Below are 15,912 nucleotides of genomic sequence, written 5' to 3' on the forward strand. Positions count from 1 at the left end.
TGTAACGGCTACATCTTTCCTACTCATAAGATTTCATAGCTTCTTCCACTTCCGCCAAGGTAACCCCAAACAACTCTAGGCGTTTGAGGAGTTGCTTGCCGTTGGAATAGCCGATTCGGAGAGCCTCTCCTAGATATTCTCTGCGCTTACGGCTATCTGCCCCTGCTAGAAAACCAAGGCGAATCAAGTCGCTACGACTGATGTCAAACTGACTCTCCTGTTCAAATTGTTCTGTCACCTGAGCTAGAGCCATTTTCAAATCTTCATAGCTGGCATGCTCAATTCCCAGGGAACGGCCTTTGGTTTTGGACTTGGGAACAGCTTCATCTCGCTTGAGAAAGGCATGTTGCACTGTTGGAATAGCCGTCATAATCATGCGGCGAATCCGCTCCCCATTAAAATCTGGGTCTGTAAAGACAATGACTCCATGACGTTGGTGCAGGCGCTGAATCCGCTCTATATCCTGGTCATTGATGGCAGAACCTCGAGTCTCATAGGTCTCTACCTCGAAATAACGTTTGAGATTGGCCGTATCATCGCGACCTTCGACCACGATAACTTGGGAAATTTTTTCTTTCATTACTTGCTGTCCAATCCAAAAATTCGTTCTGCATTTGCAGTCGTTGCTGCCGCTAGCTCTTCTGTCGTCATGCCACGCAAATCCGCGATAAAGTCCACCACATAGCGAGTATAGGCTGTTTTGTTTTCGCGACCACGCTTGGGTACAGGAGCCAAGTAAGGAGCATCCGTCTCCACCAAAATCTTATCCAAAGGTAACTCTTTAGCTGCTTCTTGGATGTCAGTTGCCTTCTTAAAAGTCACCACTCCTGAGAAGGAAATGGTCATACCAAGCGCGACAAACTTCTCTGCCCATTCAAGAGTTCCTGAGAAAGAATGCATGATACCACCACGAGGACCAACACCCTCGCTCTTGATAATCTCATAGGTATCTTCCAGCGCATCACGGGTATGGACAACAAAAGGTAAATTCAAGTCCTTAGATAGCTGGATCTGACTGCGAAAAACCTGTTCCTGCACCTCTTTTGGCGCTGTCATCCAGTGGTAGTCTAAGCCAATCTCACCCAAGGCAACTACCTTTGGGTGCTTGAGCTTGTCAAGCAAGTAGGCTTCAACCTCCTCTGTGTAGGTTCCAGCTTCTGTCGGATGCCAACCGATTGTCGCATAGAGCTGGTCATACTCATCTACCAACTCCAAAGCACGCTCAATCGTCGGTTCATCAAAACCAACAATATTCATCTGTGTCACACCCATCTCAGCAGCCAAGGTAATTTCTTCTGCCTCACGACCTGCAAATTCTTCTACATTCAAGTGTGTATGTGTATCAAAAATCATCTCTTCTAACCTCGTTTTCTATCTACTATTATAGCAAAAAAGAGGAGGGGCACCCAATTTTTCTGTTTCCCTCCTCTCTTCAATAGAGATCTATTCTGCTATCTTTTCTATCCGATATTGCCCATCTTCTATTCCACAGTTAGAGACAGAAGAGACTGGCTAGATTGATAGAATATCCCTATTCAGCTAATACTCTTCGAAAATCAAATTCAAACCGTGTCAACGTCGCCTTGCCGTACTCAAGTACAGCCTGCGGCTAGTTTCCTAGTTTGCTCTTTGATTTTCATTGAGTATAAAGTATGTGATTATCTTGGGTTCTCTCTTCTCTCACCCATCACTAGGATTGATGATTTCTCCAAATCCCCCTTATAATCTAACTTTAAGTAGAGAATATAACTTTCTAGCTGTCCTATTTTCTACGTCTAGCTTTTCTTCCTAGCAAAGCAAAACCACTGGTTGCCGCCACTAGACCAAGACTAGCAAGTGCTGCACTTGATGCTGAACCTGTGTTAGGTAATTGTTTTCTAGCAGGTGACTGGTAGGTAACATCTTGCATTGTTCCTGCAGTTGCTTGCGGTGCACTTGTTGCCTGAGGAGCAGCATTAGGAGCCACTGGTCTCTTAGGAACTGTAACCATGGCAATGGCTTGCACTCCAATCGTTTCTGCTTCCTTCACATCTTCCACAGTTTTCGCATTTTCAATCTCTTTGAGAGCCGCTTGTTTTTCTGCTTCCACTCTTGCTAAAAGTTCTGCTTTTTCTTTATCAGAAAGCGGTGAGCCTTTGATTTCATCCTGCTTGTCCTTGGCAGCTTTCTCAATGGCATTTTTAGCTGATTCTTTTTCAGTAGCCAATTGCTTAGAAGCTTGTGATTGAGCTGGATTTTGTGAACCTGTGTTAGCTTGTCCGCCTGCCTGGCTACCACCGCCTGCATTCGCATTAGCATCTGAGCTTCCAGTATTGCCTCCATTATCTCCACCTGGTGTAGTTTCTGGCTTATACTCTGGTGTAGCTTCTTGAGTTACAGATTCACCTTTCGCAGATTGTTGAACTGTATCTTTTCCTAGAATCGTCACTACTGAACCATCTGGGAATGTGATTGTTGCTGTACCATCTCCAGCTACAGTGATTGTCGCTCCGTCTAATGCTGAACCATTTGCTTGTAAAATAGCAACCTTAACTTTTTCTTTTTCTTCATCTGTTAAATGAGTTATATCTTTTACATCTACTCTTTGAGCAGGCGCTTTAACAGTTGATTTTTCAGCAGTCGGTTTAGTGCTATCTTGTGCTTTTGGATCTTGTGCTACCAATTGATTTCCTGGAATTGTAATAGCTGAACCATCTTTAAAGACGATTGTCGCTGTGCCATCTCCAGCTACTTCAACTTTAACATCGCTTCCGAATCTGTTAGCATCTACTACTGCTTTTTTAACAGCTTCTTTTTCTGCATCTGTTAATCTTGTAGCTTCTGCTACTTTTGTAGGGTTAGCTGGGATGATTACTTTTGTCTTCTCTGCGATTGTTGGTTGCTCTTGTGTTGGAGTTTCCTCTTTTTGAACTACTAGACTGGTTCCTGGAATTGTATTGACTGAACCATCTGAGTATGTCAATGTCGCTGTTCCGTCTTTAGATACCTTAACATCTGTCGCCGCTGGATTTGCTTGTTTCACTTTCGTAGCTACTGCAGCTTGTTCCTCAGGTGTTAAGCTATGAGCATTTCCAACTTCTGTAGTTGCTGGCACCACTGCTGGGTTTTGCGCAGCTTGTGTTGAAGCTTCATTGTCAGTATCTTTGGCTACTACTAGACTGGTTCCTGGAATTGTGTTTACTGAACCATCTCCATATGTTAGCGTTGCTGTTCCATCTTTAGATACCTTAACATCTGTCGCCGCTGGATTTGCTTCTTTAACCTTAGCTGCTACAGTATCTTGCTCCGTCTGTGTCAAGTTGTGAGTATTTTCAACAGGTACAAAGTTTCCTGGAACTTGCGCTGGGTTCTTCTCTGCATCTGTCTGAACTTTTGGAGTTTCTTGTTTGCTTCCTTTTTCAACAAGTTTATCCCCTGTTATTGTGTCTACAGATTTATCTGGATAGGTGATGACTACTGTTCCATCAGGTCTTACTTCTACCGTAGTTCCTGCTGGGAAGTTGTTCGCTTCCTCAACCGCTTTTTTAACCGTAGCTTGTTCTGCAGGTGTTAACTTCGTAGTATTTCCTACTTGTGTTTTTCCTGGGATAACCGGCTCGGTTCTTGACGCGATTGTTCCTGTCTCTTTGTTAGCTGGCGCTACTAATTTATCTTTTGAAATCGTATCGCTTGAACCATCTTTATATGTGATAACAGCTGTTCCATCTGGTTTTACTTCTACTGTTGTTCCATCTGGGAATGTGTTCGCACCTTCGATGTTTTGACGAACTTGTTCTCTTTCTTCATCTGAAAGTTTTGCTGGATTTTCCACTTCCACTTTGTTTTCAGGAACTTTCGGTTCGAATTTAGATGCAATAGAGCCCTCTGGTTGAACTTCATTTATCTTATGAATACCAGCTTCTTTCGCCGCATTGATTTCATCTTTAGATTGACCTTTGTTGATGTCTTCAATCGCTTTATCTTTGGCCTTATTGATTTCTTCGATAGCTTTTTGTTTCGCTTCGTCTGATAAATCTTTATTGTTCTTGATTTCGTCAATGCGTTTTTGAGCTTCTTCTAGTATTTCAGCTTTTGCTTTCGCTTTTTCTTCATCAAGGTTTGTTACATCTGGTTTCTTAACTTCTGTATCTGATTTCGGATTATATTTTTCAATATTTTCTTTTGCTTGATCTGCAATTTGTTTAGCTGTTCCTGCTGATGATGCTTCGTCAATAGCTTTGTTAGCATCTTCTTTGGCTTTATTGATTGCTTCTTCAGCTTTTTGTTTTTGCTCTTCAGTTAAACCTGTATCTTTCTTGATTTCATCAAGTTTTTTCTTAGCAGCGTCTTCTACTTGTTTTTTAGCGTCTTCTTTCGCCTTAGCAAGATCATTATCTTTATCAGCTGTGCCTAAGGAATCAACTACTTCAACCGATACTTTTACAGTTACTTTGCTACCATCCGCTAGGGTTACTTCCACCTCTGCTTCTTTAGTTCCCGCTTCTGTTGTAGTTGGTTTAAAAGTGATTTTCGCTGTTAGTCCATCAGCTAGTGCTAATTGTTTTAGGATTTCTTCGTCTGTTAAGCCTTTGCCTTTTTCAACAGTTGCTTTTCCTGATACTAAAGCAGTTTGTAAGTCTAACTCTGGTTTGAAGATACTTGTTGATTGCCCTTTAGCAGTTTGTACTACTACATCTTCTTTTGGTAGATTTCCGTTTGGAGTCTCAACATTTCCTTGATCATCAACCTTGACATCGTCCTTGTTTAAGCCTGGATTTGCTTCAACAATAGCTTTCTTAACATCTTCTTTTTCTTTGTCTGTTAAGTTATTCGAATCTTTAACTCCTACAGGTGTGACAGGTTTCTTCAAAGCTGGTGTTACTACATCTTTTGCTGGTAAATTACCTTGTGGTGTTTCAACATTGCCTTGACCATCAACCTTAACATCATCCTTGTTTAAGCCTGGATTTGCAGCTACAACAGCATCCTTAACAGCGTCTTTTTCTGCTTCTGTTAAGTTTTTAGGATCTTTAACTTCTACAGGTGTGACAGGTTTCTTCAAGGCTGGAGTTACAACTTCTCCTGCTAGTAAATTACCTCTTGGCGTTTCAACATTGCCTTGACCATCAACCTTGACATCGTCCTTGTTTAAGCCTGGATTTGCAGCTACAACAGCATCCTTAACAGCGTCTTTTTCTGCATCTGATAAGTTATTGACATCTTTAACAGGGACAAGTTTTGTCGGTTTCTTCAAAGCTGGTGTCACTACATCTTCTGCTGGTAAGTTGCCTTTTGGTGTTTCAACATTGCCTTGATCATCAACGTTAATTTTATCTTTTTTATCCGCTAAATCAGGATTATTTTTAATAATCTCTTCTACAATCTTAGATTTTTCTGGTTCTGTCAGTTTAGATGGATTGACGACTTCAACTGGGGTTGTTGGTTTCTTCAAGGTAGAAGTTACAACATCTTTTGCTGGTAAGTTACCTTGTGGTGTTGTGACATTTCCTTGATCGTCAACTTTGACTTTATCTTCAGTTAAACCTGGATTTGCCTCTACAACAGCTTTCTTAACCGCTTCTTTTTCTTTAACTGTTAAGCTATTTGGATTTTCTACTTCAACAAGTTTATTTGGTTTATTTAAAACTGTCGTTACAACATCTTCTTTTGGTAGATTTCCTTTTGGAGTTGTTACACTGCCATCAGGATTTACTGTAACATCACCTTTGTTTAAGCCTGGATTTGCAGCTGCGACAGCATCCTTAATGTCCTCTTTTTCTTTTTCTGTTAAAGCATTAGGATTTCCAACTACAACTGGTGTTGTTGGTTTCTTCAGGGCTGGAGTTACTACATCTTTTGCAAGTAATTTATCGCCATTTTTAGTTGTTACATTACCTTTGTCATCGACTGTAATATCATCTTTGCTTAGACCAGGATTTGCGTTAGCTACAGCTTCTTTCACTTTTTCCTTTTCATCATTTGTTAAATGATTTGGATCAGCTACTACGACTGGTGTCGCTGGTTTGTTTAATGCTTGAAAAACAACTTTTTCTGCTTCCAAGTAACCTTTAGGAGAAGCTACATCTCCCTTATCACTCACATAGACTTCAGATTCTTCTAGTTGAGGGTTAGTCGCCACAATCGCTTTTTTAACAGCTTCTTTCTCTTCATCTGTTAAATGATTGACATCTGTAACTTTAACCTTTTCTTTTGGTGGAGTTAACTTTCTCTTAGCTGTTTCTGTAATATCTTGTGGAGTATGAACAGCAGCAATTTCTTGTCTACCTTTTTCTGTTGCCGATGCTATATCTTCTGGTGAAGTTGCATTATTGATGTTTTCTTCGTGTTTTGCTTTAAGATCAGCAACTTGTTTCTTCAATGCTTCTTTTTCTTTTTTAGATAATGCATTGTCTTCATCAATTTCAGCTTTTTCAGCATCTGCAGCTTTTGTTAGATCAGCTTTTGCTTTTTCCTTATCGGTTGCTTTTCTTACAGGTACTTCGATTTCATCTTTTGATCCGTCACCATAAGTAACTTCTACTACAACTACTTTCTTACCTACATTTGCACCTGTTCCTTCCACAATTTCTCCGTCATTTTTGACTTGTTTGTCTGTCGGTTGTGGTTGGTCTTTTGGTACTTCTACAGCATCTGTAATAGCTTTTTTATCTGCTTCCGCTACTTTTTTATCTGTAGCCGGATCGACACTTACTGGTACTTCTCCTGCTGTAACTGTTGGAGTTGATTTATCCGCATCTGTTTGGTGTACTGCATCGATTGCTTTCTTACCGTCTTCTGTTGCTTTCGCTACTTCGTCAGTTGTTCCAGTTTTATCGATGTTTTCTTCTTGAGCTTTCTTAACCTTATCTACTTCTGCTTTCTTATCTGCTTTTTGTTGATCTGTTAAGCCTTTATCTGCTTCAATTTCTGCTTTTTCTTTGTTAGCTGCTTCTGTTAAGTCCGCTTTTGCTTTCTCTTTAGCTTTGTCTAATGCTTTTTCTGTTTCAGTTTTCGCTTCTACAGTCTTAGATGCTGGAAGTTCATTTTGTGATTTATCAGAATAAGTTACAATTACTTTCCCTGTATTGTCTACTGAAATTTGATCATCAGTTAAGTTTGCGTTTGCTTTCTTAACAGCTGCTTTAACTGCTGCTTTTTCATCTTCTGATAAATTAGACACATCATTAACTTTAACTTTTTCTGGATCATTTAGTGGAGATTTTGCAGCATCAGTTCCTTCTACTGGTACGTCAACTGTTTTTTCTACACCGTTGCGTGTTACTGTTACTGGTACGACTTTCTTACCATCTTTTTCAGCAATAGTTCCGTATTTTACTGTATCAGTAGCTTTAAGTGCTTCTCCGTTCGCTGTTACTTTTTCTTTTACTTTCGCTTCATCTTCTGCTGTTAAGCTTTCTCCTGCTACTGGTACTTTTGAAATTTTAGCTGGTTTTGTTTCGTCTTTTACAGCTAATGTTAACTCTTCCGCTTTCTTAGTTACTTCTACATTGATTGTTTTTGATACACCATCACGTGTTACTATTACTGATACAACTTTCTTACCATTTTTATCTGCAATAGCTCCGTACGTTACTGTATCAGTAGCTTTAAGTGCTTCTCCGTTCGCTGTTACTTTAGCTTTTACTGCATCTTTATCGGCTTGTTCTGTTAAGCTTTCTCCTACTTTAGGTACAACAGATATTTTTGCTGCTCCATCTTTCACTGCTAAAGTGAAGTCTTCTGCTTGTCCTGCCAATTCAGCTCGTGCTTTCTGTAATTTATCTAACGCAGCATCAATACTTTCTTGTGATGCCCCATCATCAGCTAACACTGTTTTTGCTTCATTCAGAGCTTTGTCATACTCATCTTGTTTTGCCTTTGTATCTTTAAGATAAGCTGTTGACTTGTGAACTTCAGCCTCTTTATTTACTTCTGCTTGTAAAGCTGCTTTTGAAACTGGTTTAGCGACTTCTTCACCTGTTAGATTTTTAATAGCTTCTTTCAATTTATCAATTAAGCTATCTACTTCTGAAGCGTCAGCCTCTTTTCCTGTTTCTTTATTTGCTACAGCATCAGCATTAGTCAATGCAGTATCAAATGATGTCTTTGTTCCTGATATAGCGTTTGTATATTTATTAGTCTTCTTCACATCATTAGCTTTCGTTACTAATTGTTGCAGAGAATCCATCTTAGCATCTAAACCTTGAGCTTTTGTTACAACATCCTCAATCTCTTCTTTATCAGTAGCATCTTTAACTTGTTCAATTAAGTCTGCTTTTTGCGCGTTATTCAAGTGAGGTAGGTTTGTTATTGTTTCTATCGCTTTATTACGAGTTGCTTTTGCCTCTGCATCTTTAATAATATTATCTAATTGATTTTTTGATGTTGCAGCTTCAATTTGTTTTTTATATTCCGTCTTATCTGCTTCTGATAATCCAGGAATTTGGTCTATTTTTTTCTTATACTCATCTTTTAAAGCATCTGCTTTTTGTTTTTCTTTCTCTTTGTCTTTAGAAGCTTTTTGATTTTTAGCATTTTCGACAATCTTTTCTACTGCATCTGTTGAACCTGCGGCTTGGATTTGTTCCTTATAGTTATCTGCTGTTGGATTTGTTAAATCATCTTTGATTTTTTCGATTTCAGCTTTGGCTTGTTTCTTAGCTTCTTCTAAGTTTTTAGCATCTACGTCTCGACCGATTTGATCTAATAATTTTTTCGTATATTCTAAAGCTGAATCAGAACTTCCATCTGCTGGATCTGTAATTTCTTGATTATTAACACTATCAAGGAATGTTTTCTTTTCAGCATCCGTTAAATACTTGGCTGAGTTAATTTTATCTTTTACTTGACGTTTTTTAGCTTCAAGCCCTGCTTCATTTTCTGAATTTTTAGCGATTGCTCTATTTACAACATCATTGATGTTATCTTGAGTCATCTTAGATGCTAATTCATCTTTAAAAGCTTGTTTTTCTTTTGGTGATAAGTACGTTAGATGGTCAATGGCTTGTTTAGCTTTTTCAATAGCTTCAGCAGCACTAAATTCTTTTGCAGGTTTTTGTTTGAATAAATCACCTTTAGGGATAATCATTCCTGTTGGACTATCATCCGAAGCATGTGTTATAAATCCTTTTCCATAATCAGAAGCTCTATTTTTAGAAACATCAATATATTTATCAACAAAAGATTGAGAGGTTCCCTCTGTTTTAACACTTTTAATAACTTGAATCATTTGGGAATTAGAAGAATCCCGTCTAGTTTCAATCTCCATCCCATTGATTTCATAAAATTTTGCCAACGCAGCTGCTATCTCTGTGTCTTCGATATTATCAATATTTTTTACAGGGTATGGATTCTTCTTATATGTATAATCTCCCACGCTTCCATTAGTTGTTTCATTATTATCAATTTGTGGTTTTTCATAGACAAGTGATGTTCCAGGAATAGTATCTTTTGAACCGTCTAGGTAGGTAATCGTTGCTGTACCGTCATTTCCAATTACAATACTATTTTCTCCATCTTTAAGATTATCTTTAAACTTATTATTAGAAGTCACTGGGATAGCTGAACTAATATTATCTTCGTTTGCTTTTAAGATTTTACTTTTAATATCAGCTTTTTCAGTTTTTGTTAATTCTTGAGCATTTACTACACCTGTACGTTGCGGCACTTTAACTTCGAATAATTCACTATCCTGATATAAAACCGGAACTTCTACTGTTAGAGTTTTGAAGTGAGTTACCAACGATCCTCCATGACCAACTTTAACCCCAGCACCAAATTCTAATACTAGTTTTCCATTCTTCAATGTAGGATCTACCACTTTATAAGTTGCTTTAATAGTAGCAGTTGGATCAGCTGCTTTTTGCCAGTCAGAATACATAGACTTGGTATTGTCTCTGAAGGATTGATAAATCCCTTGTTCACTCGGACTTCCCTCTATATTGTCTCCGATACGACGCCAAAACATAGTATTAAGGTCACCGCGATAAGTGCGCCCCTCCTCACCGGTCGCATCATTATATCGTTCCCATTTTGTAGGATCCCCAACACCAAGTTTGTCTGCCATTTCCTTATTTTGATAACGTGATCCGACACTATTCGAAAAAGAAACCCATCCTTGTTCGCCTGACCAACTTGTAATTGTTCTTCCTGTCTTATCTGTATTTAGATTATATAAAGTGATTGTTTTAGGTTCTGAAACTCCCACCGGGGTGGTAAACCAAAAATCTGGACGTCCACCTCCGTAGTTATTCAAAGCTTCAGTTCCATAACCACCATTATATTTATAGGTAACTGTTACGTAAGGGTTTGTTTTAGAATACTCTGACCAGTCTATTTCAATTCCAATTTCTTGGTCTACATTTACTTTATCATAAACCCCACTTCCGCCAGCTTCAAAAGGATTATCCCCTTGATTGGCATACAAAGTAGTAACATTTCCTCCTTTTTGATCTCTGAAAGTTGATATAGCAGCTTCTACAGGTTGCACCGTCCCAGCAGCCCCAACTAAAGATGCCCCTATCAAACACGACGCTGCTCCAAAGCTAAACTTTCTAATCGAAAATTTTTCTACACGCTGCCACATCTGCTTGGAGCGTTTCTGCGTTCTCTTATACTTCATTCTTTGATCTCCATTTTTTATTTTTATTTCTTCTTATTCAAAAAGCTGATGCACTATAATAAAACTTTATTATAATATATCTACTTTAGGTGATAAGAATATACGTACATTATAGCATAAAATCCCCCCCCCCGTCCACTTTTAGCCTCATTTTTACTTTAATTAAAATATATAGAAATTTACCCTATTTGGTATCGTTTTGTCACTAATCCCTTATACAGATTTATAAATTTTAATCGATTCTCATTCAAAAACATAAAACAAGTCATTCTAGCTATCTGAAGCCCTATCCACTCCATTTACTTCATCAAAAACAAAAAATAACGAAAAGACCCTACCAGAACCAAAATTGTCTAGCAAGGTCTTTTTCTAAATCCAGTCACTATGCTTATACTCTTCGAAAATCAAATTCAAACCACGTCAGCTTCATCTTGCCGTACTCAAGTACAGCCTGTGGCTAGCTTTCTAGTTTGCTCTTTGATTTTCATTGAGTATTAACTAAAAAGCATGACTAGAAATTTTATTGAATATGGTTAGCCAAATCTTCCTGAGCTTTTTTATTTGACTCAGCTTTTTCTTTTAGCCATTTTTCATAGAGTTCCTGGTACTGTTTCGCAGTTACTGGCTCTTTTTGCAGTTCAACATATTTGTAGTTATCAGCATCTCCTTTGTGCCCAACGAACGAGAAGGCTCCTGTGAACGGTACAGTCTTACGGAAGATTGGGTTGGCTCCACCACTTTGAACTGGTAGGAAGAGGGCGCTGTCAGTCAACCAAGCTTGGACTTCAGCAAATTTTTCATAACGAGCCTGAGTATTTTCAACTTCGCTATCTGCTTCATCTAGTAACTTCTTGTAAGCAGAAAGTCCAATTTTTTCTTTTACCTCATTATCTTTTCCAGCAGTGAACCCAATATTGTTAAGCTGTGAACCTGACTCTGGATCCAAGAGATCAAGATAAGTTTTCGGATCTGAGTAATCTCCGCTCCAACCTGAAATATCAATGTCATAGTCCTTTTGTTCAGCTGTATCTGCAAAGAATGTAGCTTGATCCTTCTCGTCTGGAGAAAGTTGAATCACGTCAATCACAACGTTGTCCGCCCCAAGGGTTTCTTCCACTGTCTGCTTAAAGGAACTTGCTTGTTGCACATCTAACTTGGCCGTCTGGTCAACCGGCATATCCAAATGAATTGGGAAGGTCACACCTTCTGCTTGCAAGGTTTCTTTAGCTTTAGCAAATGCTGCCTTGGCTTTTCCAGCATCCAAAAAGGCAGGTTGCGCATCATTCAAATTGATATTCGACCACTCTGTACCATAGTTAATAATCTTTTCATTGACAACATCTCCAAAGTTTTTACCACTGATTTGGACAAAATCACTTGGGATAAGCGTGTTACGCAAGATACGGTCTGCGCCATCTTCACCATTTGTCTGCGCTGCATAAGCATGACGGTCAAAGGCAAAGTTGACAGCCTGACGGAAATCCTTATTTTGCATGGCCGCAAGTGAATCTGTCTTTTCCTTATCAGACTGTTTCATGGTCTGCTTGTAGCTTTGACGATTGACGTTAAAAAGATAATAGAAGGTAATTGAGTTTTGTGGTGTGTAGGTGATTTTGTCCTCATTCCCTTTTTTCAACTGATTAAACACTGAACTTGTCGGGAAGATACGACCGTCCGAGTAGTTCCCTTCCAAAAATCCTCTCGCCAAACTATCTTGGTCAGAACCGTCAAAGAAAGAGAGCTTCACTTTCTCAATTTTCACATTGTCCTTATCCCAGTAATTAGGGTTTTTATCAAATTCAATCAAAGATTTTGATGAGAAAGATTTAAACAAGTAAGGACCATTTGACAAGATACTGGATGGTGTTACACTACCAAAGTCATCCCCCTTAGATTTCAAAAAAGCCTCATTTACCGGACTCAAAATGCCCCCAGTAGTCTTAGAATTCCAGTAAGATTCCGGCTTATTCAAAGTATATTGAAGAGTATAGTCATCCACTGCCTTAACACCAACAGTCTCAAAGTCAGATGTTTCCCCCTCAACATAGTCTGCGAGGCCCTTGATAGAGTCTTGGACCAAATACAAGTTTTCAGCCTTTTTATCAGCTGCATACTTGAGACCTGTCACAAAGTCATGAGCCGTTACATCCGCATACTCTTCGCCCTCTGAAGTGTACCATTTCGCCCCCTGACGGATTTTATAAGTGTAGGTCAAACCATCTTTTGACACTGTCCATGACTCAGCCATAGATGGAATGAGATTACCATACTGATCATTTTCTAACAAGCCATCAATCAGGTTGGTCGTGATACTTGAAGTAGAACCACGCGTTGACGTAATGTAGTCCAAGGTATCAGGATTACTAGTAAATACATAAGAGTAGGTTTTCTCAGCATTACTTGATTGGGAAGACCCACATGCCGCTAGAGCTAGACCTGCTGTCAAAGCCATAGCTCCAAAAAGCATAACTTTTGATTTCTTCATGATTATTCTCCATTTTTTACAGTATGTGAAATATTATACACCATTTGAGGGAAAATATAAAGTCTTTTGAACTTTTTTACAAAAATAAAAATCAGTAGACTCGAGTTCCTACTGATTTTTGTTATGGTTCGTTTGGATTATGCAGCCAAAACTTTGCGTCCTTTACGACGACGAGCTGCCAATACGCGACGACCGTTTTTAGTTGACATACGGTTACGGAATCCGTGTTTGCGCGCACGACGAAGTTTACTTGGTTGATAAGTACGTTTCACGATGAATACCTCCTCATAGATTTTGTATTCGTTTAGCCGGCTATAAAGTGATCAGTTACTAAACATACTTTACTATTCTATCTGATTCTTTCACTTTTGTCAATAGCTCAAGGCAAATGTTTACTGCTTTTTGGCGCTTTTTCGAATGTAAGCCCTATCTACGATACTGTTTCAAGAAACGAGTCATCTTTTCTTGGATTTGGGCTAGTTCATCAACACGAGGAAGGTAAACGATACGGAAGTGGTCTGGTTCTTTCCAGTTAAAGCCTCGACCATGAACCAAGAGAACCTTTTCCTGCTTCAAGAAATCAAGGACAAACTGCTCATCATCATCGATACGGTACATATTGCGGTCGATTTTAGGGAAGATATAGAGTCCCGCCTTGGGTTTAACCGCAGACAAACCTGGAATCTCTTGAATGGCATTGTAGATGAAATTTCTTTGCTCGTAAATTCGTCCACCAGGAAGGAGCAATTCATCCACTGACTGGTGCCCACCTAGTGATGTTTGTACGACTTGCTGGGCCAAAACGTTAGAGCAAAGACGCATATTGGACAGCATATTGAGCCCTTCGATATAGCCTTTAACATGAGTCTTAGGTCCAGACAAGACCATCCAACCCACACGGAAACCAGCAATACGATGAGATTTTGACAAACCATTCATGCTGACACAGAAGACATCTGGTGCCAGGCTCGCCACAGGCGTATGCACATGTCCATCCATGACCATGCGGTCGTAAATTTCATCCGCAAAGATAATCAAATCGTTTTGACGGGCAATCTCAATAATTTCCAGCAAGAGTTCTTTAGGATAAAGGGCTCCAGTTGGGTTGTTTGGATTGATAAGGACGATTGCCTTGGTATTGGAAGTGATTTTTGACTTGATATCGTCAATATCTGGGTACCATTCTGCAGCTTCATCACAGATATAGTGAACGGCATTTCCCCCAGCTAGGCTGACAGCTGCTGTCCAGAGAGGATAGTCTGGCATTGGTACCAAGACCTCATCTCCATTGTCCAAAAGCCCCTGCATGGACATGACAATCAGCTCACTGACACCATTTCCAAGGTAAATATCATCAATATCCACATTGGGGAATTTCTTCAACTGGCAATACTGCATGATAGCCTTACGGGCTGAGAAAATCCCTTTGGAGTCAGAATATCCTTCACTATCCCGCGCATTCATAATCAAGTCATGAATGACTTCGTCTGGCGCTGTAAAACCAAATTCTGCTGGATTTCCTGTATTCAGACGTAAAATCTTTTCTCCGTTTGCTCGCATCCGCATGGCTTCTTCCAAAACAGGACCACGGATATCATAAGCAACATGCTCTAACTTACTAGACTTGTTATATTCTTTCATCTTGTTTCCTCAATTCATCAGGATAGTAACATTATACCACTAGAAAGAGAATGCGACAAGTTTACTGAAATGTGTTACTAAAATCCTACAGAAGAAAAACCTCACTAAAAGCGAGGTCAAGACAGGGGAGATAGCAGGTGTTTTGCCAAAAAAACATCACATACCAAAAGATAAACCTAGAAAAAGCAGGCCTAAAAAGGAGTCATAGAGAAGATTAAACATGAGGAAAAGCCCCCATATCATCAAGTAACCCCAACGCCCACTTCGTTTTGCAACTAGGAATAAGATTAGATGGTAGAGTACATGAAAGACTAAAAATCCAATAAAACCTGGATAAAGAAACGGTACCAGACTCTCTAATTGCCAGATCATGATCACTTCTAGCAAGACTGAAACTAGGATGATTCCATAATAAAGGAAATTTGATGTTTGAAAAGAGTTTTTCATCATTCTCCCTCCCTTCACTTCTTTCCTGCTATCCTTTCTTTTATTTTATCATATATTTATATAGATTTTAAGCGCTAATATTCTTTTGAAAAATACTTTTTTTGCTTTACTTCTATAGTGAAAAGGTTTACAATTATAGTAAGAAAATTTCAGGAGGTTTCATTATGGCACAACGTTACCAAAATATCATGGTCGCAATCGATGGTTCTAAGGAAGCGGACTTAGCTTTTGTCAAGGGAGTTCATTCTGCTCTACGAAACGACGCTAAACTCACCATCGCACATGTCATTGACACACGCGCTCTCCAAAGCGTATCCACCTTTGATGCTGAAGTTTACGAAGAACTCCAAGTCGACGCTGAAAGTCTGATGAAAGAGTACGAAAAACGTGCTAAAGATGCTGGGGTAGCAGATGTTCATATCGTCATTGAAATGGGAAATCCAAAGACCCTACTGGCACGTACTATTCCCGATGCTGAAGAAGTAGACCTCATCCTCGTTGGCGCAACTGGTCTCAACGCCTTTGAACGCCTCTTGGTCGGCTCTTCATCTGAATACATCCTCCGCCATGCTAAGGTCGATTTGCTGGTGGTGAGAGAACAAGAAAAAACTTTGTAATCACGAAGAAAAGGAGCCAAAAGCTCCTTTTTGTTTACTGTTTATACTAATTCAAACCACATCAACGTCGACTTGCCGTAGGTATGTTACTGACTTCGTCAGTTTCATCTGCAACCTCAAAA

General features: G+C 39.3%; 8 protein-coding genes and 1 pseudogene. 1 reads left to right on the forward strand and 8 read right to left on the reverse strand.

Features of this window, described 5'->3' with window-relative positions:
- Positions 1 to 19: 19 nt before the first annotated feature.
- The 8 genes and pseudogenes from rnmV to HT720_RS09690 all read right to left on the reverse strand — a co-directional run bounded on the left by rnmV (position 20) and on the right by HT720_RS09690 (position 15,176).
- On the reverse strand, positions 20 to 580 hold the full coding sequence (gene rnmV / locus HT720_RS09660; protein WP_173276020.1) for a ribonuclease M5: 561 nt from the start codon (positions 578 to 580) through the stop codon (positions 20 to 22).
- Positions 580 to 1,353 carry a TatD family hydrolase gene (locus HT720_RS09665; RefSeq protein WP_173276022.1) on the reverse strand — a complete coding sequence of 258 codons (774 nt, stop codon included), beginning with the start codon at positions 1,351 to 1,353 and terminating at the stop codon, positions 580 to 582. Before HT720_RS09665 ends, rnmV begins: the two co-directional genes overlap by 1 nt.
- Positions 1,354 to 1,762: 409 nt before the next feature.
- Positions 1,763 to 2,932, reverse strand: coding sequence for a DUF1542 domain-containing protein (locus HT720_RS10420; protein ID WP_345890283.1), 1,170 nt, complete (start codon positions 2,930 to 2,932; stop codon positions 1,763 to 1,765).
- Positions 2,915 to 10,600: pseudogene (locus HT720_RS09670) on the reverse strand (DUF1542 domain-containing protein); the annotation flags it as partial. The gene HT720_RS10420 and the pseudogene HT720_RS09670, both read right to left, overlap by 18 nt.
- 520 nt (positions 10,601 to 11,120) lie before the next feature.
- Entirely contained in the window at positions 11,121 to 13,085 is a 1,965-nt protein-coding gene (locus HT720_RS09675; protein ID WP_173276026.1) for a peptide ABC transporter substrate-binding protein, read from the reverse strand.
- A gap of 137 nt (positions 13,086 to 13,222) precedes the next feature.
- Positions 13,223 to 13,357 (reverse strand): 50S ribosomal protein L34, encoded by a 135-nt coding sequence (rpmH, locus tag HT720_RS09680; protein WP_000831905.1) that lies wholly within the window; start codon positions 13,355 to 13,357, stop codon positions 13,223 to 13,225.
- Between the two features lie 154 nt (positions 13,358 to 13,511).
- A complete protein-coding gene (locus HT720_RS09685; protein ID WP_000666459.1) occupies positions 13,512 to 14,726 on the reverse strand; it encodes a pyridoxal phosphate-dependent aminotransferase in 1,215 nt (404 codons plus the stop codon).
- Between the two features lie 156 nt (positions 14,727 to 14,882).
- Positions 14,883 to 15,176 (reverse strand): hypothetical protein, encoded by a 294-nt coding sequence (locus HT720_RS09690; protein WP_000977375.1) that lies wholly within the window; start codon positions 15,174 to 15,176, stop codon positions 14,883 to 14,885.
- A gap of 161 nt (positions 15,177 to 15,337) precedes the next feature.
- Between HT720_RS09690 and HT720_RS09695 the strand changes: the two genes are divergently transcribed.
- Positions 15,338 to 15,790 carry a universal stress protein gene (locus HT720_RS09695; RefSeq protein ID WP_000079148.1) on the forward strand — a complete coding sequence of 151 codons (453 nt, stop codon included), beginning with the start codon at positions 15,338 to 15,340 and terminating at the stop codon, positions 15,788 to 15,790.
- Positions 15,791 to 15,912 lie beyond the last annotated feature (122 nt).

It is taken from the genome of Streptococcus sp. 68 (genome assembly GCF_013277415.1).
Taxonomy (GTDB): Bacteria; Bacillota; Bacilli; order Lactobacillales; family Streptococcaceae; genus Streptococcus.

What these genes read in the sequence shown, in the direction of transcription:
- HT720_RS09695 (WP_000079148.1), top strand. Translation starts at nt 15,338, where the DNA reads ATGGCACAACGTTACCAAAATATCATGGTCGCAATCGATGGTTCTAAG.
- rnmV (WP_173276020.1), bottom strand. Translation starts at nt 580, where the DNA reads ATGAAAGAAAAAATTTCCCAAGTTATCGTGGTCGAAGGTCGCGATGAT.
- HT720_RS09690 (WP_000977375.1), bottom strand. Translation starts at nt 15,176, where the DNA reads ATGATGAAAAACTCTTTTCAAACATCAAATTTCCTTTATTATGGAATC.
- HT720_RS09685 (WP_000666459.1), bottom strand. Translation starts at nt 14,726, where the DNA reads ATGAAAGAATATAACAAGTCTAGTAAGTTAGAGCATGTTGCTTATGAT.
- HT720_RS09675 (WP_173276026.1), bottom strand. Translation starts at nt 13,085, where the DNA reads ATGAAGAAATCAAAAGTTATGCTTTTTGGAGCTATGGCTTTGACAGCA.
- HT720_RS09665 (WP_173276022.1), bottom strand. Translation starts at nt 1,353, where the DNA reads ATGATTTTTGATACACATACACACTTGAATGTAGAAGAATTTGCAGGT.